At 73.7% G+C, this 25,041-nt stretch carries 27 protein-coding genes and 1 riboswitch; of the genes, 15 read left to right on the forward strand and 12 right to left on the reverse strand.

All coding sequences use genetic code 11. The annotated features are described in order from the left end of the window. Window positions 1–133 precede the first annotated feature (133 nt). From eccCa to ACQP12_RS02775, 7 genes are all read left to right on the forward strand, one after another. Entirely contained in the window at window positions 134–4,099 is a 3,966-nt protein-coding gene (gene eccCa / locus ACQP12_RS02745) for a type VII secretion protein EccCa (protein WP_433284765.1), read from the forward strand. A gap of 69 nt (window positions 4,100–4,168) precedes the next feature. Beyond that, window positions 4,169–4,588 (forward strand): YbaB/EbfC family nucleoid-associated protein, encoded by a 420-nt coding sequence (locus ACQP12_RS02750; protein ID WP_433284767.1) that lies wholly within the window; start codon window positions 4,169–4,171, stop codon window positions 4,586–4,588. Between the two features lie 16 nt (window positions 4,589–4,604). Continuing rightward, window positions 4,605–4,898, forward strand: coding sequence for a hypothetical protein (locus ACQP12_RS02755; RefSeq protein WP_357940467.1), 294 nt, complete (start codon window positions 4,605–4,607; stop codon window positions 4,896–4,898). A 28-nt stretch (window positions 4,899–4,926) separates the two neighbouring features. Beyond that, window positions 4,927–5,652 carry a hypothetical protein gene (locus ACQP12_RS02760; RefSeq protein ID WP_204341671.1) on the forward strand — a complete coding sequence of 242 codons (726 nt, stop codon included), beginning with the start codon at window positions 4,927–4,929 and terminating at the stop codon, window positions 5,650–5,652. A gap of 19 nt (window positions 5,653–5,671) precedes the next feature. After that, window positions 5,672–5,932, forward strand: a complete 261-nt coding sequence (locus tag ACQP12_RS02765) for a hypothetical protein (RefSeq protein ID WP_433284770.1) — start codon at window positions 5,672–5,674, stop codon at window positions 5,930–5,932. Between the two features lie 203 nt (window positions 5,933–6,135). Further along, the gene (locus ACQP12_RS02770; protein WP_151462501.1) at window positions 6,136–6,444 is read left to right on the forward strand and encodes a WXG100 family type VII secretion target; all 309 of its coding nucleotides are present in this window, start codon (window positions 6,136–6,138) and stop codon (window positions 6,442–6,444) included. Window positions 6,445–6,472: 28 nt separating this feature from the next. Then, complete coding sequence (locus tag ACQP12_RS02775) at window positions 6,473–6,751, forward strand: WXG100 family type VII secretion target (RefSeq protein ID WP_355057391.1); 279 nt, start codon at window positions 6,473–6,475, stop codon at window positions 6,749–6,751. A 150-nt stretch (window positions 6,752–6,901) separates the two neighbouring features. On the opposite strand, the gene mycP is transcribed toward ACQP12_RS02775, so the two are convergent. Next, the gene (gene mycP, locus ACQP12_RS02780) at window positions 6,902–8,140 is read right to left on the reverse strand and encodes a type VII secretion-associated serine protease mycosin (RefSeq protein WP_357940472.1); all 1,239 of its coding nucleotides are present in this window, start codon (window positions 8,138–8,140) and stop codon (window positions 6,902–6,904) included. A gap of 58 nt (window positions 8,141–8,198) precedes the next feature. Next, the gene (locus ACQP12_RS02785; RefSeq protein ID WP_357940474.1) at window positions 8,199–8,540 is read right to left on the reverse strand and encodes a helix-turn-helix transcriptional regulator; all 342 of its coding nucleotides are present in this window, start codon (window positions 8,538–8,540) and stop codon (window positions 8,199–8,201) included. Between the two features lie 194 nt (window positions 8,541–8,734). Between ACQP12_RS02785 and ACQP12_RS02790 the strand changes: the two genes are divergently transcribed. Continuing rightward, the gene (locus ACQP12_RS02790; protein ID WP_433284773.1) at window positions 8,735–9,394 is read left to right on the forward strand and encodes a carbonic anhydrase; all 660 of its coding nucleotides are present in this window, start codon (window positions 8,735–8,737) and stop codon (window positions 9,392–9,394) included. A gap of 68 nt (window positions 9,395–9,462) precedes the next feature. On the opposite strand, the gene ACQP12_RS02795 is transcribed toward ACQP12_RS02790, so the two are convergent. Both ACQP12_RS02795 and ACQP12_RS02800 read right to left on the reverse strand, forming a co-directional pair. Further along, on the reverse strand, window positions 9,463–10,482 hold the full coding sequence (locus ACQP12_RS02795; RefSeq protein WP_357940478.1) for a coiled-coil domain-containing protein: 1,020 nt from the start codon (window positions 10,480–10,482) through the stop codon (window positions 9,463–9,465). 4 nt (window positions 10,483–10,486) lie between these two features. Further along, a riboswitch (cyclic di-AMP (ydaO/yuaA leader) is annotated at window positions 10,487–10,617 on the reverse strand. 404 nt (window positions 10,618–11,021) lie between these two features. Next, window positions 11,022–11,321 carry a metal-sensitive transcriptional regulator gene (locus ACQP12_RS02800; RefSeq protein WP_046568942.1) on the reverse strand — a complete coding sequence of 100 codons (300 nt, stop codon included), beginning with the start codon at window positions 11,319–11,321 and terminating at the stop codon, window positions 11,022–11,024. 104 nt (window positions 11,322–11,425) lie between these two features. Here ACQP12_RS02800 and ACQP12_RS02805 point away from each other — a divergent pair, with 104 nt between their 5' ends. From ACQP12_RS02805 to ACQP12_RS02820, 4 genes are all read left to right on the forward strand, one after another. Beyond that, window positions 11,426–11,635, forward strand: coding sequence for a heavy-metal-associated domain-containing protein (locus ACQP12_RS02805; protein WP_433284776.1), 210 nt, complete (start codon window positions 11,426–11,428; stop codon window positions 11,633–11,635). Between the two features lie 34 nt (window positions 11,636–11,669). Next, window positions 11,670–12,650: a hypothetical protein gene (locus ACQP12_RS02810; protein ID WP_433284778.1), complete on the forward strand. Its 981-nt coding sequence runs from the start codon at window positions 11,670–11,672 to the stop codon at window positions 12,648–12,650. 14 nt (window positions 12,651–12,664) lie between these two features. Beyond that, entirely contained in the window at window positions 12,665–14,917 is a 2,253-nt protein-coding gene (locus ACQP12_RS02815; protein ID WP_433284780.1) for a heavy metal translocating P-type ATPase, read from the forward strand. Window positions 14,918–14,990: 73 nt separating this feature from the next. Continuing rightward, the gene (locus tag ACQP12_RS02820; RefSeq protein WP_091260889.1) at window positions 14,991–15,164 is read left to right on the forward strand and encodes a CsbD family protein; all 174 of its coding nucleotides are present in this window, start codon (window positions 14,991–14,993) and stop codon (window positions 15,162–15,164) included. 253 nt (window positions 15,165–15,417) lie between these two features. On the opposite strand, the gene ACQP12_RS02825 is transcribed toward ACQP12_RS02820, so the two are convergent. The 4 genes from ACQP12_RS02825 to ACQP12_RS02840 all read right to left on the reverse strand — a co-directional run bounded on the left by ACQP12_RS02825 (window position 15,418) and on the right by ACQP12_RS02840 (window position 18,983). Then, window positions 15,418–16,053, reverse strand: a complete 636-nt coding sequence (locus ACQP12_RS02825; RefSeq protein WP_433284782.1) for a dihydrofolate reductase family protein — start codon at window positions 16,051–16,053, stop codon at window positions 15,418–15,420. Between the two features lie 29 nt (window positions 16,054–16,082). Next, window positions 16,083–17,327: an RNA polymerase sigma factor gene (locus ACQP12_RS02830; RefSeq protein WP_433284784.1), complete on the reverse strand. Its 1,245-nt coding sequence runs from the start codon at window positions 17,325–17,327 to the stop codon at window positions 16,083–16,085. Next, window positions 17,324–17,686 carry a YciI family protein gene (locus ACQP12_RS02835; protein ID WP_357941051.1) on the reverse strand — a complete coding sequence of 121 codons (363 nt, stop codon included), beginning with the start codon at window positions 17,684–17,686 and terminating at the stop codon, window positions 17,324–17,326. The genes ACQP12_RS02830 and ACQP12_RS02835 overlap by 4 nt, the downstream gene beginning before the upstream one ends. 103 nt (window positions 17,687–17,789) lie before the next feature. Further along, a complete protein-coding gene (locus tag ACQP12_RS02840) occupies window positions 17,790–18,983 on the reverse strand; it encodes a DUF2786 domain-containing protein (RefSeq protein ID WP_433284786.1) in 1,194 nt (397 codons plus the stop codon). A 165-nt stretch (window positions 18,984–19,148) separates the two neighbouring features. On the opposite strand from ACQP12_RS02840, the gene ACQP12_RS02845 reads away from it, so the two are divergent. Together ACQP12_RS02845 and ACQP12_RS02850 are read left to right on the forward strand one after the other, a co-directional pair. Further along, complete coding sequence (locus ACQP12_RS02845) at window positions 19,149–19,988, forward strand: DUF3152 domain-containing protein (protein WP_433284788.1); 840 nt, start codon at window positions 19,149–19,151, stop codon at window positions 19,986–19,988. A gap of 40 nt (window positions 19,989–20,028) precedes the next feature. Continuing rightward, complete coding sequence (locus ACQP12_RS02850; protein WP_433284790.1) at window positions 20,029–21,009, forward strand: aldo/keto reductase; 981 nt, start codon at window positions 20,029–20,031, stop codon at window positions 21,007–21,009. Between the two features lie 75 nt (window positions 21,010–21,084). On the opposite strand, the gene ACQP12_RS02855 is transcribed toward ACQP12_RS02850, so the two are convergent. From ACQP12_RS02855 to ACQP12_RS02870, 4 genes are all read right to left on the reverse strand, one after another. Beyond that, complete coding sequence (locus tag ACQP12_RS02855) at window positions 21,085–21,486, reverse strand: hypothetical protein (protein ID WP_433284792.1); 402 nt, start codon at window positions 21,484–21,486, stop codon at window positions 21,085–21,087. A gap of 172 nt (window positions 21,487–21,658) precedes the next feature. Continuing rightward, window positions 21,659–22,084, reverse strand: coding sequence for an ATP-binding protein (locus tag ACQP12_RS02860; protein ID WP_357940499.1), 426 nt, complete (start codon window positions 22,082–22,084; stop codon window positions 21,659–21,661). Window positions 22,085–22,166: 82 nt separating this feature from the next. Beyond that, window positions 22,167–22,922: an SAM-dependent methyltransferase gene (locus ACQP12_RS02865; protein ID WP_433284794.1), complete on the reverse strand. Its 756-nt coding sequence runs from the start codon at window positions 22,920–22,922 to the stop codon at window positions 22,167–22,169. Window positions 22,923–23,052: 130 nt separating this feature from the next. After that, window positions 23,053–23,802 carry an Fpg/Nei family DNA glycosylase gene (locus ACQP12_RS02870; protein ID WP_433284796.1) on the reverse strand — a complete coding sequence of 250 codons (750 nt, stop codon included), beginning with the start codon at window positions 23,800–23,802 and terminating at the stop codon, window positions 23,053–23,055. Window positions 23,803–23,962: 160 nt separating this feature from the next. Between ACQP12_RS02870 and ACQP12_RS02875 the strand changes: the two genes are divergently transcribed. Then, window positions 23,963–24,997 (forward strand): extracellular catalytic domain type 2 short-chain-length polyhydroxyalkanoate depolymerase, encoded by a 1,035-nt coding sequence (locus ACQP12_RS02875; RefSeq protein ID WP_433284798.1) that lies wholly within the window; start codon window positions 23,963–23,965, stop codon window positions 24,995–24,997. Window positions 24,998–25,041: the final 44 nt, after the last annotated feature.

Genomic DNA, 25,041 nt, shown 5'->3' on the forward strand with positions numbered 1-25,041 from the left:
GCCCGTGCCGCCCCCGTGGGTCCACGGCGCCTCCGGGAGATTACCTACGATGGCGGTCGCACAGGTTGCCCACCCGACGACTCGGGTGCGTCGGCCGATGACGAGCAGGGCCGCTTCTGGGGAGGAGAAAGCCGTGAGCACGGTGGTGTTCCGCCGGCTTCCGCGTCAACCGGGGCCCGCGCTGCCGCGCGGGGAGGTGCTGCTGGAGTCCCCGCCCGAGCTGCCGGAGCCGCAGGCCAAGGGCATGGGTCAGGTGCTGATGATCCTGCCGATGCTCTGTGGCGTCGGCGCGATGGCCTTCCTCTACGCCGGCCGCGGCGGCGGCATGATGACGTACGTGGCCGGCGGCCTGTTCGGCGTGTCGATGCTGGGCATGGCGGTCGGCACGCTCGGCAACGGCGGCAACGACAAGGCCGAGCTGAACGCCCAGCGGCGCGACTACATGCGCTACCTGGCCCAGATGCGCAAGCGCACCCGGCGCGCCGCCGAGCAGCAGCGCGCCGCGATGACGTGGCGGCACCCGGAGCCGGACGCGCTCTGGTCGGTCGCCGCCTCGCGCCGGCTGTGGGAGCGGCGGATCACCGAGGACGACTTCGGCGAGGTGCGGATCGCGCTCGGCCCGCAGCGGCTGGCCGTGGAGATCGTGCCGCCGGAGACCAAGCCGGTGGAGGACCTGGAGCCGATGAGCGCTATCGCGCTGCGCCGGTTCGTGCGGGCCCACTCCAGCGTGCCGGACCTGCCCACCGCGCTGTCGCTGCGCGCGTTCAGCCGGATCGCGCTGCGCGGCGACCGGGAGCCGGTGCTCGACCTGGCCCGGGCCGCGCTGGGCCAGCTGGTCACCTTCCACGCGCCGGACGACCTCCTGGTGGCCGTGGTGGCCGCGCCGGACCGGCAGCCGGTGTGGGACTGGGTGAAGTGGCTGCCGCACGCCCAGCACCCGGGGCGTACGGACGCGGCGGGCGCCCGCCGGATGGTCTTCGCCAGCCTGGCCGAGGCCGAGGCGGCGCTCGCCAACGAGCTGGGCGGCCGTCCACGGTTCGCCCCGGAGGCGAAGCCGCTCACCACGGCGCCGCACCTCGTGGTGGTGCTCGACGGCGGCGAGGTGTCGTCGACCTGCGCGCTGATGGGTCCGGGCCTGCTCGGCGCCACGGTGATCGACCTCTCCGGCACGGTGCCCCGCGACGCGGGCCGCTGGCTGCTCTGCCTGGACACCGGCAACGGCAGCGGGCTCGACCTGGTCCGCGGCACGGCCACCTCCCGGCTGGGCCGGCCGGACCGGCTCACCATGGCGGCGGCCGAGGGGCTGGCCCGGCAGATCGCCCCCTACCGGCTCTCCCAGCAGCAGGGCGCCAGCACCGAGGAGCCGCTGGCCCGCAGCATGGAGCTGCCGGACCTGCTCGGCATCGGCGACGCGGCCACGGTGGACACCCAGCAGACCTGGCGGCCGCGCAGCCACCGGGACCGGCTGCGCATCCCGCTCGGCGTCGGACCGGACGGCAACGTGGTCGAGCTGGACTTCAAGGAGTCCGCGCACGAGGGCATGGGCCCGCACGGCCTGGTCATCGGCGCGACCGGTTCCGGCAAGAGCGAGCTCCTGCGTACGGTCGTCGGGGCGCTGGCCGTGACCCACTCGTCCGAGGAGCTCAACTTCGTCCTGGTCGACTTCAAGGGCGGCGCCACCTTCGCCTCGCTGGACGCGCTGCCGCACACCAGCGCGGTCATCACCAACCTGTCCGACGAGCTGCCGCTGGTCGACCGGATGCGGGACGCGCTGGCCGGCGAGATGAACCGCCGCCAGGAGGTGCTGCGGGCGGCCGGCAACTACGTCTCGCGCTACGACTACGAGAAGGCCCGGGCCGCGGGCGAGCCGCTGGAGCCGATGCCCAGCCTGCTCATCATCTGTGACGAGTTCTCCGAGCTGCTCGCCGCGAAGCCCGACTTCATCGACCTCTTCGTGATGATCGGCCGGCTCGGCCGGTCGCTCGGCGTCCACCTGCTGCTGGCCTCCCAGCGGCTGGAGGAGGGCAAGCTGCGCGGCCTCGACACCCACCTGTCGTACCGGATCGGCCTGCGGACCTTCTCGGCGGTGGAGAGCCGGATCGTGCTCGGCGTGCCGGACGCGTACGAGCTGCCGAGCGCGCCCGGCCACGGCTACCTGAAGACCGACACCGCCACGATGCTCCGGTTCCGCGCCGCCTACGTCTCGGGCCCGTACCGGGCGCCGGGGCAGGTGCAGCGTTCGGTCCGGGCGCAGGTGCAGCGCCGGATCGTCCCGTACGGCATCGACTACGTGCCGGCGCCGGCCCTGCCGAGCCCGGCCGAGACCGCGCCCGAGCCGGAGCAGACCGGCGACGGCAAGGCCGTGGCGATGCTGGACGTGCTGATCGACCGCCTCAAGGGGCAGGGCCGCCCGGCGCACCAGGTCTGGCTGCCGCCGCTGGCCGAGCCGTCGGGCCTGGCCGAGCTGCTGCCGCCGCTGAGCGTGCACCCGACGTTCGGCCTGACCACCGCGAACTGGCCGGGGCGGGGCCGCCTCACCGTGCCGGTCGGCATCGTCGACCGCCCGTACGAGCAGCGCCGCGACCCGATGATGGTGGACCTGTCCGGTGCCAGCGGCAACGTGGTGATCGTCGGCGCCTCGCTGAGCGGCAAGAGCACCATGCTGCGCACGATGCTCGCCTCGCTGGCGCTCACCCACACGCCGCGCGAGGTGCAGTTCTTCTGCCTCGACTTCGGCGGTGGCGCGCTGCGCAGCCTGGACGGGCTGCCGCACACGGCCGGGGTGGCCGGGCGGCGCGACGTCGAGGCGGTCCGCCGGACCGTGGCCGAGGTGGTCGCCGTCATCGACGAGCGGGAGAACCGGTTCACCCAGCACGGCATCGACTCGGTGGCCAGCTACCGCCGGCGGCGGGCGGCCGGCGAGTTCGCCGACGACCCGTTCGGCGACGTCTTCCTCGTGGTCGACGGCTGGAACACGCTGCGCCAGGAGTACGAGGAGCTGGAGCAGACCATCACCAACCTGGCCAACCGCGGGCTCGGTTTCGGCGTACACGTGGTGGTCACCGCCGTGCGGTGGGCGGAGATCCGGATCAACATGCGGGACCTGCTCGGCACGAAGCTGGAGCTGCGGCTCGGCGACCCGGCGGAGTCGGAGATCGACCGGCGGGCCGCGCAGAACGTGCCGGGCGGCACGCCCGGTCGCGGCCTGACCCGCGACAAGCTGCACTTCCTCACCGGCATCTCGCGGATCGACGGCAAGCGCGACATCGAGGACCTGACCGAGGCGTCGGTCGCCCTGGCCGGGCACGTCGCGGCCAACTGGCCGGGCCGCCCGGCGCCGAAGGTACGGCTGCTGCCGCGCAAGCTGACGGTCGCCGAGCTGGCGAAGGTGATCGACCGGTCGGCACCGGGCATCCCGATCGGCGTCAACGAGTCGGCGCTCGCCCCGGTCCACCTGGACCTGACGAGCGAGCCGCACCTGACCGTGTTCGGCGACGCCGAGTGCGGCAAGACCAACCTGCTGCGGCTGATCGCCCGGGGCATCGCCGAGCGGTACACCCCGGCCCAGGCCCGGCTGGTCATCGCCGACTACCGGCGCGGCCTGCTCGGTGCCGTGGAGGGCGACCACCTGCTCGACTACGCGCCGTCCAACCAGGTCTTCAGCCAGGGCCTCGGCTCGATCCGCAGCGCCCTGCAGAACCGGCTGCCGGGACCGGACGTGACCACCGCGCAGCTGCGCGACCGGAGCTGGTGGAAGGGCCCGGAGCTCTACATCCTGGTGGACGACTACGACCTGGTCGCGTCCGGCGGCAACAACCCGCTCAGCGCCCTGCACGAGCTGCTGCCGCAGGCGCGGGACATCGGCCTGCACCTGATCATCACCCGCCGGGTGGGTGGTGTGGCCCGCGCCCTCTACGAGCCGGTGCTGCAACGCCTGCGCGAGCTGGACTCGCCGGGCCTGCTGATGTCCGGCAGCCGCGAGGAGGGTGCCGTCTTCGGCAACCTGCGGCCGAGCCCGCAACCGCCGGGCCGGGGCACCCTGGTGCGCCGGCGGGACGGCCAGCAGCTCATCCAGACCGCCTGGACGGAGCCCGCCTGACGGGGGCGGACGTCGGATGACCGGGTCCGGTAGCGTCGGCCCGACCGTCGATCTGAGGAGAGGACAGTCGTGAGCACCTCGTGGGGTTACGGCGGCGCGGGTGGCGCCGTGGAGAGCCTGCTGCGCCAGGCGCAGGAGCAGCAGCGCCGGCTGGCGGAGTTCCAGCAGCAGCGGGCCGAACTGCGGGTGACCGGGGAGAGCCCGGACGGCCTGGTCCGGGTGACGGTCGACGGTGACATGAAGGTCGGTGGCATCGACGTCAACGCCCGGGCCATGCGGCTGGACAGCTTCACCCTGGCCGAGTCGCTCCAGGCCGCGATCGACGCGGCGTACGCGGCGTTCGCCGAGCGGCAGCAGGAGCTGATGACCGAGATGCTCGGCGGCTCGGACCTGGTCCGTCGGGCGCAGGCGGGCAACCTCACCCCGGAGGACTGGTTCCGCCAGTTCGGGGTGGACCTGACCGACCCGACCCGCGGCCTGCGCCGCTGACCAGGGAGGAGACGCGGTGGCGAACAAGGTCGACGTCGACGCGATCCGCAAGGCGAGCAAGAAGCTCGACGCTCCGGACGGCCCGATCCAGTACCTGCGCAACGTGCAGTCGCTGCTGGAGAGCGTGAAGCTGCCGGACGGCGCGCTGACCCTCTTCGGCGGCGCGACCGTGCAGGCGCACAACGCCTCGGTGGACGGTCACCTCAAGAACGTCAAGACGGGCATCGAGCACCTGCACAAGGCGGCCGAGCAGCTCGAGCAGACCGCCAAGAACTGGGAGAAGTCGGACCAGCCCTGGGTGGTCAAGTGACCGGCCGGGTGGACGGGGAGAGCAGCTGATGTCGGAGATCCTGATCGCCAACGCGGCCGGGACGGTGACCGGCACGCACACGGTCGCCGCCGCGACGGCGCCGGTGCGCGGCCTGCTGCCGGCGGCCCGGGCCAACTGGATGTGGCTGGTGTTCGCCGGGGCGCTGGGCGCCGCCATCGCCTACCTGGAGACGTTCGACAACGACGAGGTCAACAAGTCCATCAAGGAGTGGGGCGACGCGGCGCGGCTGCTCGGCGGCGACCAGTTCGGCGCGGCGCTGGAGCAGGTCCCGCCGTCGGACGCCGAGTGGGACTTCGACGACCGGGACGCGTTCGACCTCTTCCTCCGCAAGCTCGGGGCCGAGATCAACTCGCTGGCCGAGGCGTTCAACGCCAACAAGGACACCCTGACCTCCGCCCGGGACGCCTTCAACGACGCGGTGAACGCGCTGGTCGACGCGCTCATCCCGATCCTCATCGCGGTGATCGCGTCGGTGGCCCTCCAGGCGTTCCCGCCGACCGCGCCCATCGCCGAGGCGATCGGCGTGGCCGGGATGGTGGCGAGCGCGGCGATCCTGGCGCTGGTCTTCGGTGACATCAGCGCGGTGTTCTCGGCCGTCATGGCCGGCTTCCAGGGCAACGACCGGTTCGCCTTCGTGTCGGACTCGCGGCCCGGCTGGGCGGCCACCGGTCAGGACCCGGACATCAAGGACATCAAGATCGACTGGGTGCAGGACTCCAAGTTCTACCAGTGACGGGGGAAGGGGGTCCGCGGTGACCTTGGCGCTCTTCGTGTACTTCCTGGTGACCGTGCCGGTCTTTCTCGGGCTGGCGCTGGTCGCCCAGCTGTCCCGCGCCGCCTGGGCGAAGCGGGCCGGCGAAGTGGTGTTGCTCACCGGGGTCGCGGCGCTGATCCCGGTGCTGCTCGACCGGGCGCTCGACAAGCCGGTGCTCTGGCTGTTCGTGGCGCTGCTGGTGGTGGTGCTGGTTTTCGGCGTGGTGATGCACGTGAGGTCGTATCGACGGCCGTCCTGAGCGGCGGCTGGCGCCCGCGACCATCCACGTCGTACGGTCTGACGCCGGACGGCGTTGTGCGCCATGGGGAAGCAGGGCTGCGCGGATTGGACGTCGTCCGCTACGGTTCGATTGAAGTGTCCGTCGGTGGGGTGCGTACGCCTTGCCGCGGGGGAGGGGCGCGGCGGATCCGCCGCCACAGAGATGACGGAAGGGTGTGAAGCATGGCGTTCGAGGTCAGTGCAGCGAGCCTGCACACCGCCGCGAGTGACGTGCGGTCCACGCGCAGCGACGTCGACGGTGAGCTCAAGAAGCTGTGGAATGTCGTCGACGACCTGGCCATGGCCTGGAAGGGCGGGGCGTCCACGGGTTTCCAGAACCTGATGCTGCGTTGGAACGAGGACACGAACAAGCTGCTGACGGCGATGGACAACATCGCCGACCTGCTTGACAAGTCCGGCACGACGCACCAGGTCAACGACGAAGAGCAGCAGCAGATGCTGGACAAGTTCCACTCTGCTCTCAACCCGTGATCCGCGAAGACAGGCAGAGGAGGAATCGATGAGCATCAAGGTTGACTACGCTGTCCTCGAGAGCAGCAACCAGCAGATGCAGGCCATCTCGCGGACCATCGACGAGAAGCTGGACACGCTGCGCTCGATGCTGAGCAAGCTCGAGTGGGAGGGCCAGGACCGCGTGGCCTACGAGCAGCACCAGGCTCAGTGGGACGCCGCCGTGCGGGACATCAACAAGGTCCTGAACGAGATCGGCGGCGCGGTGGGCATCGCGCGCGAGAACTACATGACCACCGAGATGAGCAACTCGAAGGTCTGGGGCTGACCCGACCGATCCGCTGCGGCTCCGCTCCGGCTCACGCCGGGGTCGGGGCCGTGGTGCTTTTCCGGGCTGTGGCCCGGGCTCTGGCCCGGCGTCGACCGGACGCCGACGGCAGGTCCGGGCTCCGGCCCGGCGTCGACCGGACGCAGCCGTTCAGGCGTCCTGTGGCGCGCTCCGGCGGCCGGGCCGCCAGCCGCGCCGGCGACCCCGCACGAGGATCGGCCGCAGCGCCAGCAGGGCTCCGGCCAGCACCGCGCCGATCACGGCGGCCCAGATCGCCACGGTGCGCTGCCAGGCCAGCGGATCGTCGTGCGGCGCGGGCGCCGGCATCGCGCCCAGCGGCGGGTCGCTGCGGGTGCCCAGCAGGCTGGTCACCGCCCGGTACGGGTTGACCACCCCGTAGCCGACCAGCGCGTTGTGCCCGTCGGGCGGGTTGTCGGCGGTGCGGGTGAGCCGGAACGCCACGTCCTTCGGGCTGAGGTCCGGGTGCGCGGCGCGCACCAGCGCGGCGACGCCGGAGACGTACCCGGTGGCGAAGCTGGTGCCGCCCTGCGGCTCGGCCCGGTAGCCGGGGCCCTGCGGGGCCGGGCCGACGATGTTCAGCCCGGGCGCCGCGATGTCCACATAGTCGCCGGTGACCGAGCTGCCGACGTGCCCGCCGCTCTCGTCCACCCCGGCGACCGCGATGACCCCCGGATACGAGGCCGGGTACGCCGGCTGGTCCTGCTGGTTCTCCTGCCGGTTGCCGGCGGCGGCCACCAGGATCACGTTCTTGCCGAGCGCGTAGTCGACGGCCTGCCGCAGCGCCGGGTCGTCGAGCGTCACCAGGGAGAGATTGATCACGTCGGCGCCGTGGTCGGCCGCCCACCGGATGGCCTTGCCGATCTCGGCGGGGATCGACTCGTCGAAGGCCTTCTGGTTGTCGGCCAGCACGCGGACCGGCAGGATCTTGGCCTCCGGCGCGATCCCGGTGTACGGCGTGCCCGTACCCTCCCGGCCGGCGATGATGCCCGCGATCAGGGTGCCGTGGCCGACCAGGTCGCACTGGCCGCCGAGCTTGACGAGGTGGTTGAAGTCCTCCCCGGGGAGCACCCGGCCGCGCAGCAGCGGGTGGGTGGGGGAGACGCCGGAGTCGATGACGGCGACGGTGACACCCTGCCCCTTGGTGACCCGCCAGGCCGCGGCCGGGTCGAGCCGGTTGAGCGCCCAGGGCGCCTCGGTCGGGGCGGGGCCGCCGGGCGGGCCGCACTTCGGGGCCGCCACGGCGGGCGCGGGCACCGCCAGGACTCCGCCGAGCAGGGCGGCGACCGCCGCTCCGGAGAGGACGGATCGGATCCGGTGTCCGGTCCGGACGCGCTCCGTCGTCCCGTCCGGCCGCAAGCTGTCGCGCACGCGGTGAGATTACCGTCGCCGCGCCGTCCGTGCGGTGACGGGCGTACGCGAGGCGCGGTCAGCTCTCGGCGGCCGGCTCCGCGAGGGGCTCGGCGGTGAAGAGGGCGAGCAGGGCACCCACCTGCTGGTCGGCCTCGGCCGGGTGCCGGAAGTGCCCGGCCGCGTTGATCGTGTACTCGTTGCGCCGGCCCACCCGGGTGCGTCGGAGGTAGCCACCGGCTTCCAGGTCGGCGACGATCGCCTGGGCGGCCCGTTCGGTGACCCCCACCTCGTCGGCCACGTCCCGGAGCCGGGCGGTGGGATTGCGGGCGATGGCCAGGAGCACGTGCCCGTGGTTGGTGAGGAAGGTCCAGTTCCGGCCGCTGCCTCTCGCACCCGGTGTCGTCGCCATGATGGTCATCGTATGGGTCCCGCGTTTCCCGGTCCTGTCGAGGCGGCTACCCGGGGCCGCCGTCAAGGTCCGCGCAACGTATGAAATGCGTATCACGTAAATCTTGACGTACCTTTGGCTGCATGTGACCGTGGGTGCCGAGGCCGCCTCCGTCGCCGGCCGGCTGACCAGGGCGTTTTCGCGCGAGGACGAGGTGAGGACCAGTGCCGCCGACCACTCCCGAGCAGGCGCTCGCCGAGCTCTACGCCGGTAACCACCGGTTCGTCACCGGCGTCCCGCGCCATCCGAATCAGGACGCCGGGCACCGCACGGTGGTCGCCGACGGCCAGCACCCGTTCGCCGTGATCGTCGGCTGCTCCGACTCCCGGCTCGCCGCCGAGATCATCTTCGACCGGGGCCTCGGTGATCTCTTCGTGGTCCGCACCGCCGGCCACACCGCCGGCCCCGAGGTGCTCGGCAGCGTCGAATACGCGGTGACCGTGCTGGGCACCCCGCTCGTGGTGGTGCTCGGCCACGACTCGTGCGGCGCCGTCCAGGCCGCCCGCGAGGCGGTCCGCACCGGCACGTCGCCGTCCGGGCATCTCGGCGCGGTGGTGGACGCCGTCGCGCCCAGCCTGCTCCGGGCCGGCCGGGAGGGCGTCGAGGACCTCGACGGGATCGTCGACGTCCACATCGCGCAGACCGTGGAGGCGCTGCTGGCCCGGTCCACCGTCCTCGCCGACGCGGTGGCCGCCGGGCGCTGCACGGTGGTCGGCCTGTCGTACCGGCTCAGCGCCGGCGAGGTGCGCACGGTGGCGCAGGCCCCGGCCGCCGCCCCGGTGCCGGCTCCGGCCGCGCCCGCGGACCCGGCGCTCGCCGGCTGACCGACCGCCCGACAACGTCGAAGGGGCCGGCCCGCGCATCGCGGGCCGGCCCCTTTCGGCGTACGCCGTCAGAGCAGCGACATGTGCACGTGGTCGGTGTGGTCGGAGGGCCCGCTGTAGGACTTCCAGCCGGTGGCCGGGAACCAGATCTGCCGGTTCCAGATCACGTAGTAGATGCCCAGCCGGTCGGCGTTACGGATCAGGAAGGCGGCGACGTTGTTGCCGTACATCCGCTGGTCCTTGGTGCGCCACGAGGAGAAGCCGCTCTTCTGCAGCGACCAGTCGCAGGCCCGGCCCTTCGGGTGCTCGAACGGTCCGCCGTTCCGGTGGCAGCCCACGAAGCGGTTGAAGCCGGCCCGCTTGACCTCCTTGTACGCGTGCAGGGTGCGCGGGGTGACGCAGCCCGACGTGGTCGGGTCGTTCTCGCTGCACGACTCCGGCTTCCAGTCGCCGTCGGAGGTGCGGCCCGGGCCGATCCGGGCGACCGGCGAGGTGGCCGAGACCAGGCCGCCGGTGAAGCCGATCCCGCCGACCAGCTTCAGCGCCTTCTCCGTCTCGGCCTTCTCGCGGGCCATCGCGTTCTTCTGCTTCTCCTGCTCGCGCACCTCGACGTCGAGCGCGATCTTGGCCTGCTCGGCTCGGGTCTTCGCGGCGTTGATGGCGGCGAGCTTCTGCGAGTTCAGCAGGTTCAGCTCGTCCAGGGCGGCCGCCCGCCGGACGAACGAGTCCGGGGTGTTGCTCTCCATCAGCATGGCCATGGCGCCGATCCGGCCGGTCCGGTAGGACTGCGCGGCGATCTGGGCCACCTGCGGGCTCAGCGCGTCGAGTTCGCTCTGTGCCGCCTTCACCTCCAGGGCGAGCTGGAGCTGGCGCTTGCGCGACTTGTCCAGCTTCGACTTGGCCTGAAGGTAGGCCCGGTTGGCGGCGTCGATGGCCTCGGTGATGAGGGGGTCGTCCTCTTCCTCGGAGTGCCCCGAGGGAGTGGGGGTGCTCGGAGCGGCCGTCGCCGGGGTCGGACCCACCAGCACGGTGAGCGCGGCCAGCATGGCCACCACGGGGGTGAGCCAGCGGCGCAGGGGTGCCGTCACAGTGTTCCCTTCCGTCGGCCGCCGACCGGGTTAGCTGACGGGTTCGGGACGGAAGTGGTCCCTACCGCTCGCGCGGATTCACCCCATGTACCTGGTTCCCCGGTTCGCCCGCGGGCGATTGGGCGGCGGCACCGCTGGCGCCGGTGCGCGCCTTCGGCGGTGACCGGCAGCGAGGTTACCCGAGAGTCCTACCGCTGTTCTACGTCCGGAAGCCGACCAATAGCGAGAATTCGTCCTCGCCCTGCGTGACCAGCATCGCGTTTGAGAGCCGCCGTCACGCTGCGGAGTGTCACGATGCGGCCTCCGTGCTCCCGGCCCGCCGGACCGCCCGCCGGCGCGGGCCCTCGCAGGCCCGGCCCGGTGCCCGAACCGGTCAGCCCAGGCCGGCGCGACGGCGGCGGTACTCCTCCTCGTCGATCTCCCCGCGGCCGGTCCGGTGCCGTCACCGGCGCCGGTCCCGGTCGCCACCTCGAACGTACGTCGGCGGGGGATCCGCCGCGCCGGGCCGATGGACCCGACGCGGGGGCCGAACGTCCCGGTCAGCCGCGCTTCATGAGGCGGCCGACGGCGGCCATCATCTCGGTGGCCATCTCGTCGGCGCGGCCCTCGGCGGCGCCCTCGTGCATGCAGTGCCGGGCGTGCCCGTCGAGCAGGCCGAGGCCGACCTTGTCCAGCGCGGCCTGGATGGCGGAGATCTGGGTCAGCACGTCGATGCAGTAGCGGTCGTCCTCGACCATCTTCTCGATGCCGCGGACCTGGCCCTCGATACGGCGGAGCCGCGCGAGGAGCTGGTCCTTGCTGGCGGTGTAGCCCCGGGTCGGGGTCGTCGGTGCGGTCATGACGTCGAGGATACCGTACCCCTCGGGGGTATGGTACGGTCCTCTCAGTGGCCGATACCCCCACCGGGTAACGGTAACGACAGCGGCGGAAGGGAAGATTCGCGATGGTCACCACGACGTACCAGGTTCAGGGCATGACCTGCGGGCACTGCGTCAACTCGGTCAGCACCGAGGTGAGCGCGCTGCCGGCCGTCACCGACGTCCAGGTCGACCTGGCCTCCGGCCGGGTCACCGTCACCAGTGAGAGCCCGTTGGACACGGACACCGTCCGCGCCGCCGTCGACGAGGCCGGTTACGACCTCGTCGGGGCGTGACCGGTCCGCGGACCCGAAGGAACCGAGGTACCCCATGAACACGGCGACGAAGCTGAGCGGCTTCGCCCTCGGGCTCGCGGCGGTGTTCGGCACGGCGTACGGGGTCGGCCACCTGGCCGGCCCCGTCACCCCGGCCGCCGAGACCCGCCACGACGCCACCGACGCCGGCCACGACTCCGGCGGAACCGACCACGGTGACGGGGGCCACGCCGCCACCGCCACCGCCCACCTGCCCGGCGGGCTGCTCGTCTCCGACCGCGGCTACACGCTCCAGCCCGTGACCGCCCCCACGGGCGAGTTCGCCTTCCGGATCACCGGCCCCGACGGCCGGCCCGTCACCCGCTACGACGTGGCGCACGACAAGCGCATGCACCTGATCGTCGCCCGCCGCGACCTCTCCGGCTTCCGGCACGTCCACCCGGAACTGGCCGCCGACGGCACCTGGCGGGTCGCCTCGCCGCTCGCCGGGCCCGGCGTCTGGCGGGCGTTCGCCGACTTCACCCCGACCGGTGGGGAGCCGCTCACCCTCGGGGTCGACGTCACCGTCCCCGGCGCGCTGGAACACCGGCCGCTCCCGGCGCCGGTGACCAGCACCACGGTCGACGGCTACACGGTCACCCTCACCGGCGCCCCGCAGCCCGGCCGGACCAGCCGGCTCACCCTGGCCGTCAGCAGGGACGGCCGGCCCGTCACCGACCTCCAGCCCTACCTCGGGGCGTACGGGCACCTGGTGGCGCTGCGCCAGGGCGACCTCGCGTACCTGCACGTGCACCCGGAGGGCGCGCCCGGCGACGGGCGGACCCCGGCCGGGCCGGCGGTGACGTTCGCCGCCGAGGTGCCCTCGGCCGGCGCGTACCGTCTCTACCTGGACTTCCGGCACGGCGACGCGGTGCACACCGCGGAGTTCACCGTGCTGGCCGGGGACCAGGCCACGCCGGCGCCCGCCCCGCCGGCCCCCACGACCGCACCGACCCCGGACGCCGGCCACGGCGCCCCGGGGCACGGGCACAGTTGACCGGAGGTGCCGCGATGACAACCGCCAAGTCCCTGCCGGTCGCGCCGAACCAGATCGAACTCGCGATCGGCGGCATGACCTGCGCCTCCTGCGCCGCCCGGATCGAGAAGAAGCTCAACCGGATGGACGGTGTCGAGGCCACGGTCAACTACGCCACCGAGAAGGCCACCGTCCGGTACGCCGACGAGGTCACCACGGCCGAGCTGATCGCCACCGTGGAGAAGACCGGCTACACGGCCGTCGTCCCGCCGCCGCCCGCGCAGGTCGCCGACGGTGCGACCGCCGAGCCGGTGGACGAGCTGCTCGGGCTGCGTACCCGGCTGTGGGTGTCGGTCGTGCTGACCGTGCCGGTGATCGTGCTGGCCATGGTGCCGGCCTGGCAGTTCGACTACTGGCAGTGGCTGTCGCTGACCCTGGCCGCCCCGGTCGTGGTCTACGGCGGCCTGCCGTTCCACCGGGCCGCCTGGATCAACCTGCGGCACGGCGCGGCGACCATGGACACGCTGGTCTCGCTCGGCACCCTCGCCGCGTTCGGCTGGTCGCTCTGGGCCCTCTTCCTCGGCGACGCCGGGATGCCCGGGATGACGCACCCGTTCCGCTTCGACATCACCCGCACCGACGGGGCCGGCAACATCTACCTGGAGGCCGCGGCCGGGGTGACGGTGTTCATCCTCGCCGGCCGCTACTTCGAGGCCCGGTCCAAGCGGACCGCGGGCGCCGCCCTGCGCGCCCTGCTGGAGCTGGGCGCCAAGGACGTGGCGGTGCTGCGCGGCGGGCAGGAGACCCGGATCCCGGTCGACCAGCTCGTGGTCGGCGACCGGTTCGTGGTGCGCCCGGGTGAGAAGGTCGCCACCGACGGCGTGGTCGAGGAGGGGACCTCGGCGGTCGACGCCAGCATGCTCACCGGCGAGTCCGTGCCGGTCGAGGTGGGGCCGGGCGACACCGTGGCCGGCGCCACCGTCAACGCCGGCGGCCGGCTCGTCGTCCGGGCCACCCGGGTCGGCGGCGACACCCAGCTCGCGCAGATGGCGAGGCTCGTGGAGCAGGCGCAGACCGGCAAGGCGGCCGTGCAGCGGCTCGCCGACCGGATCTCCGGTGTCTTCGTGCCGATCGTGATCGCCCTGGCCGCCGGCACGCTGGGCTGGTGGCTCGGCACCGGGGGTGGCACGACGGCCGCGTTCACCGCCGCCGTGGCGGTGCTGATCATCGCCTGCCCGTGCGCGCTGGGGCTCGCCACGCCGACCGCGCTGCTGGTCGGCACCGGGCGGGGCGCCCAGCTCGGCATCCTGATCAAGGGGCCGGAGGTGCTGGAATCCACCCGCCAGGTCGACACCGTGGTGCTGGACAAGACCGGCACCGTCACGACCGGGAAGATGACGCTGGTCGACGTGCTGCCCGCCGAGGGCGAGGACCGCGCTGGGCTGCTCCGGCTCGCGGGCGCGCTGGAGCGGGCCTCCGAGCACCCGATCGCCCGCGCCGTGGCCGACGGCGCCGCCGCGGCGGGACCGCTGCCCGCGGTGGCCGGCTTCGCCAACGTCGAGGGCCTCGGCGTGACCGGCACGGTCGACGGCCGCGACGTGGTGGTCGGGCGGCTCCGGCTGCTGCGCGAGCGCGGTCTCGACGTACCCGAGGAGGTCGTGCGGGCGGTGACCGGCGCGGAGGCCGCCGGCCGGACGGCGGTCCTGGCCGGCTGGGACGGCCGGGCCCGTGGCGTCCTCGCGGTGGCCGACGTGGTGAAACCGACCAGCGGGGCGGCCGTCGCCCGCCTGCGCGAGCTGGGGCTCACCCCGGTGCTGCTCACCGGCGACAACGCCACCGTGGCGAAGGCGGTGGCCGCCGAGGTCGGCATCGACGAGGTGATCGCCGAGGTGCTGCCGGCCGACAAGGTGGCCGTGGTCGAGCGCCTCCAGGGCGAGGGGCGGACCGTGGCCATGGTCGGCGACGGGATCAACGACGCCGCCGCGCTGGCCCAGGCCGACCTGGGGCTGGCCATGGGCACCGGCACGGACGTGGCCATCGAGGCGTCCGACCTGACCCTGGTGCGGGGCGACCTGACGGCCGCCGTCGACGCCATCCGGCTCTCCCGGCGCACCCTCGCGATCATCAAGGGCAACCTGTTCTGGGCCTTCGCCTACAACGTGGCGGCCCTGCCGCTGGCCGCCGCGGGCCTGCTCAACCCGATGATCGCCGGCGCGGCGATGGCCTTCTCGTCGGTCTTCGTGGTGGCGAACAGCCTCCGGCTGCGGCGCTTCCGCCCGGTCGCCTGACGGCCGGGGATTCGCGGGGCGGCCGTCGGGGTACTCCGCTGACGTCACCGAAAGCTGCTGAGTGGAGGTTTTCATGGGCATCGACGACAAGATCGACAACGCGACCGAGAACACCGCCGGCAAGGTCAAGGAGGGCGTCGGCCGGGCCACCGACGACGAGCGCCTCGAGGCCGAGGGCCGCAACGACCAGGCGGCCGCCAACCTCAAGCAGGCCGGCGAGAAGATCAAGGACGCCTTCAAGAGCTGACCACCCCTGTCCGTGGGCCGGGCCGGCAACCCTTTGCCGGCCCGGCCCACGGCGTGGCAGACGCTCCACACCGAATCGTCCACAGTCGCGAGTTGCGCTCGCTGGCGGTTCCTGGCGAGCCGCCCGGACAACCCCGACCTCGTCCGCGAGTACCGGCCCGACCTTCCCGTCTGGCAGGCCGAACTGGTGCAGTGGGAGGAGCGGTGGGGCCGGCCCCACCCGTACCGAGGCCGGCTGTTCTGACGCCGACGGGTCAGCGGTCGACCCGGTAGCGGATGTGCGTCACGGTGGGGGCCGCCACGACCCGCACCGGTTCCAGGGGCACGTCCAGCGGGCCGTCGAAGAGGGGCGTGCCGCCGCCCAGCACGATCGGCACGACGTGCAGCCAGAGGGAGTCGAGCAGGCCGGCGGCGAGATACTGCCGCACCGCGCTGCCTCCGCCCGCCACGGCCACGTCGAGGTCGCCGGCCGCGGCGCGGGCCCGGGCCAGCGCCGCCTCGATGCCGTCGGTGACGAAGTGGAACTCCGTCCCGCCCCGCATCGTCAGCGACTCGCGCGGGTGGTGCGTCAGCACGAAGACCGGGACCCGCCACGGCGGGTCGTCGCCCCACCAGCCGGTCCAGTCCGGGTCCCAGGCGCCCTCGCCGCCGCCGAACATGCGGCGCCCCATCACGTACGCGCCGACTCCGGCGATCATCTCGTCGACCAGCGCGGCGTCGACGTTGCGCTCCCCGCCGGCCAGCCCGTGCTGCCCGCGCCAGCTCTCGCTGGCGAACAACCACTCGTGCAGCCGCAGGCCGCCCCGGCCGAGCGGGTCCTGGCGGCTCTGCCCCGGCGCCGCGACGTACCCGTCCAGCGACACCGACAGTTGACTGGTGACCTCTCCCATGCGAGGTGGACCCTCCCGGCCGGCGGAACTCATCGGTCGCCGGCCAGCCGGGCTGCGCGTACCTCCAGGTAGTGCCGCTCGGGCAGGCTGACGGTGGCGCGGGCGGCAGCCAGGTAGGCGGTGCGGGCGGCCTCCCGGTCGCCGGCCAGTTCGAGAAGGTGGGCGCGGACGGCGGCGAGCCGGTGGTGGCCGGCGGTCCGCTCGTCGGCGTCCAGCGGCGCCAGCAGGGCGAGCCCGGCCCGCGGCCCGTCCACCATGGCCACCGCGGCAGCCTGGTTGAGGGTGACCATCGGGTTCGGCGCGAGCCGGGCCAGCACCCGGTAGAGCGCGACGATCTGCGGCCAGTCGGTGTCGGCCGCGGTGGGCGCCTCGGCGTGCACCGCCGCGATGGCGGCCTGCACCTGGTACGGGCCGGGGGCCGACCAGGTGAGCGCCTCGGTGACCAGGGCGACCCCCTCGTCGATCCCGGCCCGGTCCCAGCGGGTGCGGTCCTGCTCGGCCAGCGGCACCAGCTCACCGCCCGGGCCGGTACGCGCCGCCCGGTGCGCCTCGGTGAGCAGCATGAGAGCCAGCAGCCCGGCCACCTCGCCGTCGTCGGGGAGCAGCCGGCGCAGCTCCCGCGCCAGCCGGATCGCCTCGCCGGTCAGCTCGGCCCGGTGCAGCTCGGCCCCGCTGGAGGCGGTGTATCCCTCGTTGAAGACCAGGTAGAGGACGTGCAGCACGGCGTGCAGCCGCGCGTCGCGGTCGGCCACCGAGGGCATGGCGAACCGGGCTCCGGCCGCCTCGATCCGCTGCTTGGCCCGGCGGATCCGCTGGCTCATGGTGGCCTCCGGCACCAGGTACGCCCGGGCGATCTCGGCGGTGCTCAACCCGCCGACGGCCCGCAGCGTGAGCGCCACCTGGGCGCTGACCGTGAGCGCCGGATGGCAGCAGAGGAAGAGCAGCTTCAGGGTGTCGTCCCCGCCCGGCGGTTCCTCGTCGGCGGCCGGGGTGACCGCCGCGTACGCCGGTTCCCGGACCGCGACGGCGACCTCACGGTCCCGGCGGGCCCGTTCGCTGCGCCACTCGTCGGTGAGCCGGCGGGTCGCCACGGTGGCCAGCCACGAGCGGGGATGGTCGGGCACGCCCTGGGCGGGCCACTGGGTCGCGGCGGCGAGCAGCGCCTCCTGGACGGCGTCCTCGCAGGCGTAGAACTGGCCGTGCCGGCCGACGAGCACGCCGAGGACCTGCGGCGCGAGGGCGCGCAGCAGGTCCTCGACCGCCCGGTCGGTCACATCTCCGTCCCGGCCTGCTCCATCACCGGCCGCACCTCCAGCACGCCGACGCCGTGCGCGACGTCCGGCCAGCGCGCGGCGATCTCGGCGGCCCGTTCCGGGGTCTCGCAGTCGACCGTGAGGTAGCCGGCGAACTGCTCCTTGCTCTCCAGGAACGGCCCGTCGGTGACCTCGGTGCCGCCGCCGGCGGCGGCCCGGACGGTGCGGGTCTGCGCCGGGTGGGCCAGCGCCTCCCCGCCGACCAGCTCACCGGACTCGGTCAGCTCCTTCATGATCACGTCGACCTCGCCGAAGATCGCGTTCCGCTCCTCCTCGGACAGCTCCTCGACGAAGCCGGGCCGGTTCCAGATCAGCAGCATGTACTTCACGGTGCACTCCTCGGGTTCGGGCCACCGGCGGTGGCGCCTCTCGCAGACAGGTCGGAGCGGGTTCGTCTGATCCGACATCTTCCCCGAGGAAAAGTCAGCGACCTCCGCGCAACGGGCGGCGCGTCGGGGCGCCGGCGTCGAGGGAGGCCCGGTCGGCGGCCGTGGTGCCCGAGGTCCAGCCCTCCGCGTCGCGGACCTGGAGCCGGTGCCGGGTGACGCCGGGGAAGAGCTGGTCGACCCGTTCCCGGACCGCGTCCGAGCGGGCGGCGAGCACCGGGAGCAGCCGGTCGTCGGCCCGCTCCTCGGCCGCCGCCGCGGTGGCCGACCGCAGGCGCTCCCCGATCCGCAGCGCGAACGCGTTGAGGAAGGACTCGTCGTAGCCCTTGGTACGCCGGCCGCTGCCCTTGCGGCGCTCGCCCCGGCCACGCAGCATCGCGGCGGTGGCCTGCACCAGCAGCGAGGTGTGCAGCAGTTCGACCGCGGCCAGGTCGGCCGGGAAGCCGAGCACGGTGGCGAAGCCGAGGTCGTCGGACCAGATGGACTCGCAGCGGTTGGCCGCCGCCACCTCCTGGATGAGCAGCGCCTTCGCCGCGGCGTACGGGGCGTCGGTGCCGAGCCGTACACCGCCGGGCCGGTCGGGTCGCTCGGCGGCGGCGTCGAGCAGGGCGGCGTCGATGCTGTGCCGGGCCATCAGCTCCTGCGCCTTGCCGGTGAGCGCCTCCGCCTCGGCGGGGAACGTGGTCGACTCGGCCTTGGCCAGCAGCGCGCGGACCCGGTCCAGCATCCGTGAGCCGGTCGCCGGCGCGGCGGCGTGCGCGGCGGCGGCCGGTCCGCCCGGCGGCGGGCGGAGCACCGCGATCGGCGGCAACCCCGCCACCAGGGCGAGCGCGTCGACGGCGTCCCGCAGCGCGCTGATCCGGTCGCCTTCGGCGCGCCGGTTCAGCCAGCCCGGATCGCCGTCCCACCGGGCGCCCAGCTCGGCGAGCTGGTCGTCGAACCAGGAGGGGACCGGGTCGGGCATGGCGCGCCGCTGCGCGGCCAGCACGTCCCGGAGCAGCCGGGCGCCCCGCGGGGTCAGCCGGCGGGTGGCGAGCCGCTCCAGGTCCACGGGCTGCCAGCCGCGCGGCCAGAGCCGCGCCACGCCGCGGGTCAGCCGGGTGAGGAGCGCCGCGTCCACGGCCGGCGGGTCGCCGACGACCAGCCGGTCCAGGGCCCGCTCGGCCGCGCGTACGTCGGTGCCGCGGGCCGCCGCGAGGGCGTCGGCGAGCGCCTGCTCGGCATCCGGCACGGGTGGCTCCCTCTCTGGCGGCAGGCGGCGGGTCGCGCACCCGGCAACGAACGGTACCGGCGCGGGCACGCCTCCGGCCGGTGACCGCGCTCACCGTTCATCCGTCCGGGCCCGGCGTCCGTACTCCTGACCGGATCGGGGCGGGCGCGGCGGACGGAGATCGACGTGGGCGGGCGGGGCAGGCGGGACCGGGGTCTGCACCGTCGGCGGCGGGCGTCCCGCGCCGGCACCCTGACCCTGGTGGTGCTGCTGGTCGCGGCCGGCCTCGCCGGGTACGCGGCCCGGCGTCACCCGGACCTGCTGGTCGCGGCCGGCGTGCGGCCCGGCGCGCCGGCCGCCGGGCCTGCCCGCCCGGCGGTGACCACGCCCGCCGCGCCGCCGGTCCCGGCCGCCGGCCGGGTGCCGCCGGGCATCAGCTATCCGGACCGGGGTACGGGCCGGTTCCGCACCGCCACCGGCGTCGGCGCGGTGGCGGGTCGAGGTGGTGAGCTGCTCCGTTACCGGGTCGCCGTGGAGGACGGCATCGGCAACCTCGACGTGGAGCGCTTCGCGCGGGAGGTGGCGGCGACGCTGGCCGATCCGCGCGGCTGGACCGGTGGCGGCCGGTGGCGGCTGCAGCGGGTGGGGCGCGACGATCCGGCCGACTTCACGGTGCAGCTGACCACGCCGGTGACGCGGGGCCGGCTCTGCGCCGACACCACCGACCACTACACCTCCTGCCGCAACGGCGACCAGGTGGTGATCAACGTGGCCCGCTGGGTGCACGGCGTGCCGCAGTTCCCCGACCTGGGCCTCTACCGGCAGTACCTGCTCAACCACGAGGTCGGGCACCGGCTCGGCCGGGGCCACGAACTGTGCCCCCGGGCCGGTGGCCCGGCGCCGGTCATGGAACAGCAGACGCTCGGCCTGCACGGCTGCACCCCGAACGCGTGGCCCCGGGTGGACGGCGAGCTGCACAGCGGCCCCTCCGGCCAGTACGACGACCCGATCCCGGCCGAGGACTGACGGCCTGCGGCGCCCGCCCGCCGGTGGTGAGATGGACCCCATGGAGTACGTCAAGTTCGGGTCCACCGGCCTGGAGGTGTCCCGGCTCTGCCTGGGCTGCATGAGCTACGGCGAGCCGAGCCGCGGCGGGCATCCCTGGTCGCTGTCGGAGCAGGAGAGCCGCCCCTTCATCCAGCAGGCGCTGGAGTTGGGGGTCACCTTCTTCGACACCGCCAACGTCTACTCCGACGGCACCAGCGAGGAGATCGTCGGCCGGGCGCTGAGGGACTTCGCCCGCCGCGACGAGGTGGCGATCGCCACGAAGGTGCACGGCCGGATGGGCCCCGGGCCGAACCGGGGCGGGCTGTCCCGCAAGCACATCATGAGTGAGATCGACGCGAGCCTGCGCCGGCTGGGCACCGACTACGTCGACCTCTACCAGATCCACCGGCTCGACCCGGGCACGCCGATCGAGGAGACCCTGGAGGCACTGCACGACCTGGTCCGGGCCGGCAAGGTCCGCTACCTCGGCGCCTCCTCGATGTACGCGTGGCAGTTCGCCAAGGCGCTCTGGGCCGCCGAGCGGCACGGCTGGACCCGGTTCGTCTCGATGCAGAACCACTACAACCTGCTCTACCGCGAGGAGGAGCGGGAGATGCTCCCGCTCTGCCTCGACCAGGGCGTCGCGGTGATCCCGTGGAGCCCGCTGGCCCGGGGCCGGCTCACCCGGGACTGGGGGGAGCAAACCGCGCGGGCGGAGACCGACGAGTTCGGCCGCGCGCTGTACGCGCGTACCGAGGAGAACGACCGGGCGGTGGTCGACGCGGTGGCCGGGATCGCGGCGGCGCGCGGCGTTCCCCGGGCCCAGGTGGCGTTGGCCTGGGTGGCCCGCAACCCGGCGGTCACCGCGCCGATCGTGGGTGCGACCAAGCCGCACCACCTGACCGACGCGGTGGCCGCGCTGGAACTGCAACTGACCGACGAGGAGGTGGCCGCCCTGGAGGCGCCCTACGTCCCGCACCCGGTGGCGGGGTTCCAGTAGCCGGTCTTCGGAATGATTTTCCGGCGCAATTCGCCGGGCCGGCGAAATGCCGGAAGGAATTCGACGCCCGCGGCGTCAGCGCACAAACAGGGTGTAACTGGGGGCGAAGCCGGTCCGGCAGCGGAACGACACCCAGACCCGGCGCGCGACTCCTTCGGCGCCGACCTGCCGGCATTCGGCCTGGGCGTCGGACACCTGGTCGAAGGCGGCGGTGTAGACCTGCTGCTCCGCCGGGAACGCCTCGGTGCGGGGCCGGTAGGTGACGATCAGGTCGTCGCCGGCGAAGCCCGACCGCACCGAGAACGCCTCCCAGGCGCCGGCGGTCCGGCCGGCCTCGCCGATGACCGAAGCGCGGCCGAAGGCGTACGTGCCCAGCAGCGCGGTGGTCGGCTCCGGGGTCGCGGCGTGGGCGGCGGACGGGGCGAGCAGGGCCCCGGCGATGCCGGTCAGGACGAGGGGTCGCGTGAGCTTGCGCATCTGTTCAGGTCCTTTGCGAATAGTCGCGGGGATCTCCCGCGGTTTCTCGGGACGACCGGCGGGAGGGTTTCTCCCGGGCGGTGCGAAAAGGACCCTACGAGTCGTCCACTGCGGACGGTGTAAAGCAGATCACAGCAAGCGGAGAACAATTTGTTAAGCAATTTGTGACGGGTCAGCGGGGGAACGAGGCCCAGATGTTCTTGGTGTCGTCGGTGGCGTACCAGCCGACCGCGAGCGAGACCGACTCGGCCAGCATCAGCCCGCGCCCGCCCGAGTCGAGCGGGTGGATGTCGCCCTGCCCCGGGACGGTGCTGAGGTCGTGGTCGGCCACGTCGAGCAGGAAGCAGTCGTCGGCCGCGAGCAGGGTGACGATCGTCGGCGGCCGGCCGTGCCGCAGCGCGTTGGTCGCCAGTTCGGTGGCGACGAGCACCACGAGGTGGGGCACCTCGTCGAGATCCTCGCCCTGGACCAGGCCGTGCCGGGTCAGCGCCTCGCGCAGCGAGGCCCGCAGGGCGCGCAGTTCCTCGGCCGTGGCGAGCACCCACTGCTCCAGCTCGGCGGCCTGCGGCGGCGGCGGTGAGGTTCGCAGCTGTCCCATGAACAGGCCTTACCCTGCGTAGCCGCTCGCTAAGCCGGCCCGGGCCGGCTCCCGGATCACACCCGGGAGCCGGCCCGGCCGCTCAGCGGCGGAGCAGGGCGAAGACGCCCCAGCCCAGGTACTCGCGCTGGTAGCGGACGTGCCGCAGCGGCTCCTCGGTCAGCTCCCGGCGCAGCTCCCCGGCCAGCTCGTCGTCGGGGTTCGCGTCGAGCCAGCGGCGCAGGTTGAGCCAGTGCGCGGCGGCGTACCGGTCCCAGCTGTCCTGGTCGGCGAGGACCATCTCGACCACGTCCCAGCCACACTCGCCGAAGAGCCCGACCAGCCCGGGCAGATCCCGGAACTCGTCGCGGGAGCGGGCGTGGCAGGCGGCCACGGTCGCCTCGTCGGGCGGGTCGAGCCGCCAGTACGGCTCGCCCACCAGGACCATCCCGCCGGGGCGCAGGCCGCGCTCCAGGATCTCCAGGGTGCCGGGGACACCCCCGCCGATCCAGGTCGCCCCGACGCAGGCGGCCAGGTCGACGCGCTGCTCCGGTACGTGGGTCGCGGCGTCGCCGTGCACGAACCGGACCCGGTCGGCGACGCCCAGCTCGGCGGCACGCGCCCGGGCGGCGGCGGTGAAGGCGGTGCTGATGTCCACCCCGGTGCCGGTGACGCCGTGGTCCCGGGCCCAGGTGCAGAGCAGCTCGCCCTTGCCGCTGCACAGGTCGAGGATCGACGTGCCGGGCCGGAGCTTGATCGCCCGGCCCAGGGTGGCGAGCTTGGCGTCGTCGAACGGGTTGAGGATCCGGAGGTCGCCCTCGCGGATGGTGAAGCTACGTGGCAGATCCAAAGCGGTCACTCCAAGGGAAGGGTGCGGAGGTCGGAACGAGGCGGGAATCGCTCGGCACGGGCACCAAAACACCCTCTTCAGGCAGTCGGAGTGACGTTGGCGGCGAGGCTAGTCACCAGCCTGCCGGCCGCCAACCGAATTAACCGGCCGGTTGGTCCACCGGGCAGGCGTACGCGGTCCGGCCGCCCACCTGCCAGGTCCGCACCGGGCTGCCGCAGCGGCGGCAGCGCTCCCGCTTGTACACCCACCGCTCGTCCGGCGCGGCCGGGTCGCTGACCACCTGGCCCAGGTCCCGGCCGAGCGCGAGGTGAACGACGGCGAGGCGCCACAGCCGCTCCGCCGCTGGTGCGCCGACCGTCCGGGCGTCCGGGTCGAGCCCGGCCAGGAAGAGCAGCTCGGCCCGCCACGCGTTGCCGATGCCGGCCCAGACGGCCTGGTCGAGCAGCGCCGCGCCCACGGGCGCGCCGGTCGCGGTGAGCCGCCGGACCGCCTCGGCCGGTTCGGCGTCGGCGCGCAGCGGGTCCGGCCCGAGGGAGGCCCGCAGGGCGCGCTCCGCGTCCGCCGGCAGTGGCTCGCAGCGGATGGGTGCGATGAGGTCGTACGCGACGGTCGGGCCGGCCAGCCGCAGCCGGGTGCCGGGGCGGGGCGGCGCGGCCGGGTCGTCGTAGCGCAGGAACAGGCCGCGCATGCCGAGGTGGACGTGCAGGGCGGGCGCGTCGGGGAAGTGGTAGAGCAGGTGCTTGCCGTCCGCCTCGACCGCCCGCAGCGGGCGGCCCGCGTACGGGGCCGGGTCGAAGCGGCCCTGGGGGCTGGAGAGCGTGACGTCACGCCCGGCCAGCGCGTCGTGCTGCTCCCGCGCGTACCGGTGGATGAGGTGGCCCTCGGGCATGTCCGGCGCGTACCCGACCGGCCGGGGCGGAAACGACCGTGGGCCGGCCACACCCTCGCCGTCCCGCAGGTGTCGGCCGCACGGATATCTGCTGTGGTCTATGTCACGTTAGCGTGCCGGCACGCCGGCCGTCCCGCCGGCGCTCCGACGGGAGAACGCCATGAAGACACCGTGGAAAGCCGCCACCACCCTCGCCGCGGCCCTCCTCCTGGTCCTGCCCGGCGGCGTCGCCGCCCGGGCCGCGAGCACGCCCTACACCAAGACCCCGGTCGCCGGCTCGCTGCGCACCTACCCGATCTCCGCCGTGTACGTCGCCGGGGTCTCCTCCGGTGGCTACCTGGCCACCCAGCTCCAGGTCGCCTACTCGGCGCGGATCCGGGGCGCCGCGATCTTCGCGGCCGGCCCCTACTACTGCGCCCAGAACAACGTCGCCCAGGCGCTCTACGGCTGCGGCGACAACCTCTACCCGACCCACGTCGCCACGCTGGAGAGCTACACCCGCACCTGGGCGTCCTACGGCTGGGTGGACGGCACCGGCAACCTCGCCGGCCAGCCGGTGTACGTCTACCACGGCGGCAACGACAGCACGGTGAAGAAGTCGGTCACCGACGACCTGGTCCGCTACTACCAGGACTTCGGGGCGAGCGTCCGCTACGACTCCGGCAGCGCGGCCGGCCACTCCTGGGTCACCCCGTACGGCACGGTCGGCTGCACGGCCACCGCCTCGCCGTTCCTCGCCGACTGCGGCACCGACCCGCAGGGCGCCTTCCTCGGCAAGCTGCTCGGCTCGGTCTCCGCGCCGAACACCGGCCCGCTGGGCGGCACCCTGATCCGTTTCGGTCAGGACACCTTCGCCACCAACGGCTGGGCCAACGGGCTGAGCATGGACGCCAACGGCTTCGCCTACGTGCCGAGCGCCTGCGCCGCCGGCACCACCTGCCGACTGCTTGTCGCCCTGCACGGCTGCGCCCAGGGGTACGCCAGGGTCGGCACCGCCTTCGTCGACCGGGCCAACCTCAACCAGTACGCCGACACCAACCGGCTCATCGTGCTCTATCCGCAGGCGATCTCCAGCGGGGTGAACCCGAACGGCTGCTGGGACTGGTGGGGCTACCTCGGCGCGACGAACTATCCGATCAAGGGCGGCGCCCAGGTCGAGACGATCATGAACATGGTCCGCCGCCTCGACGGCTGAGCCGGGAATCCGGCCCGTACCGGCAGGTGCGGGCCGGTCGGCTC

The sequence above is a fragment of the Micromonospora sp. CA-244673 genome, from assembly GCF_050948395.1.
Lineage (GTDB): Bacteria > Actinomycetota > Actinomycetes > Mycobacteriales > Micromonosporaceae > Micromonospora.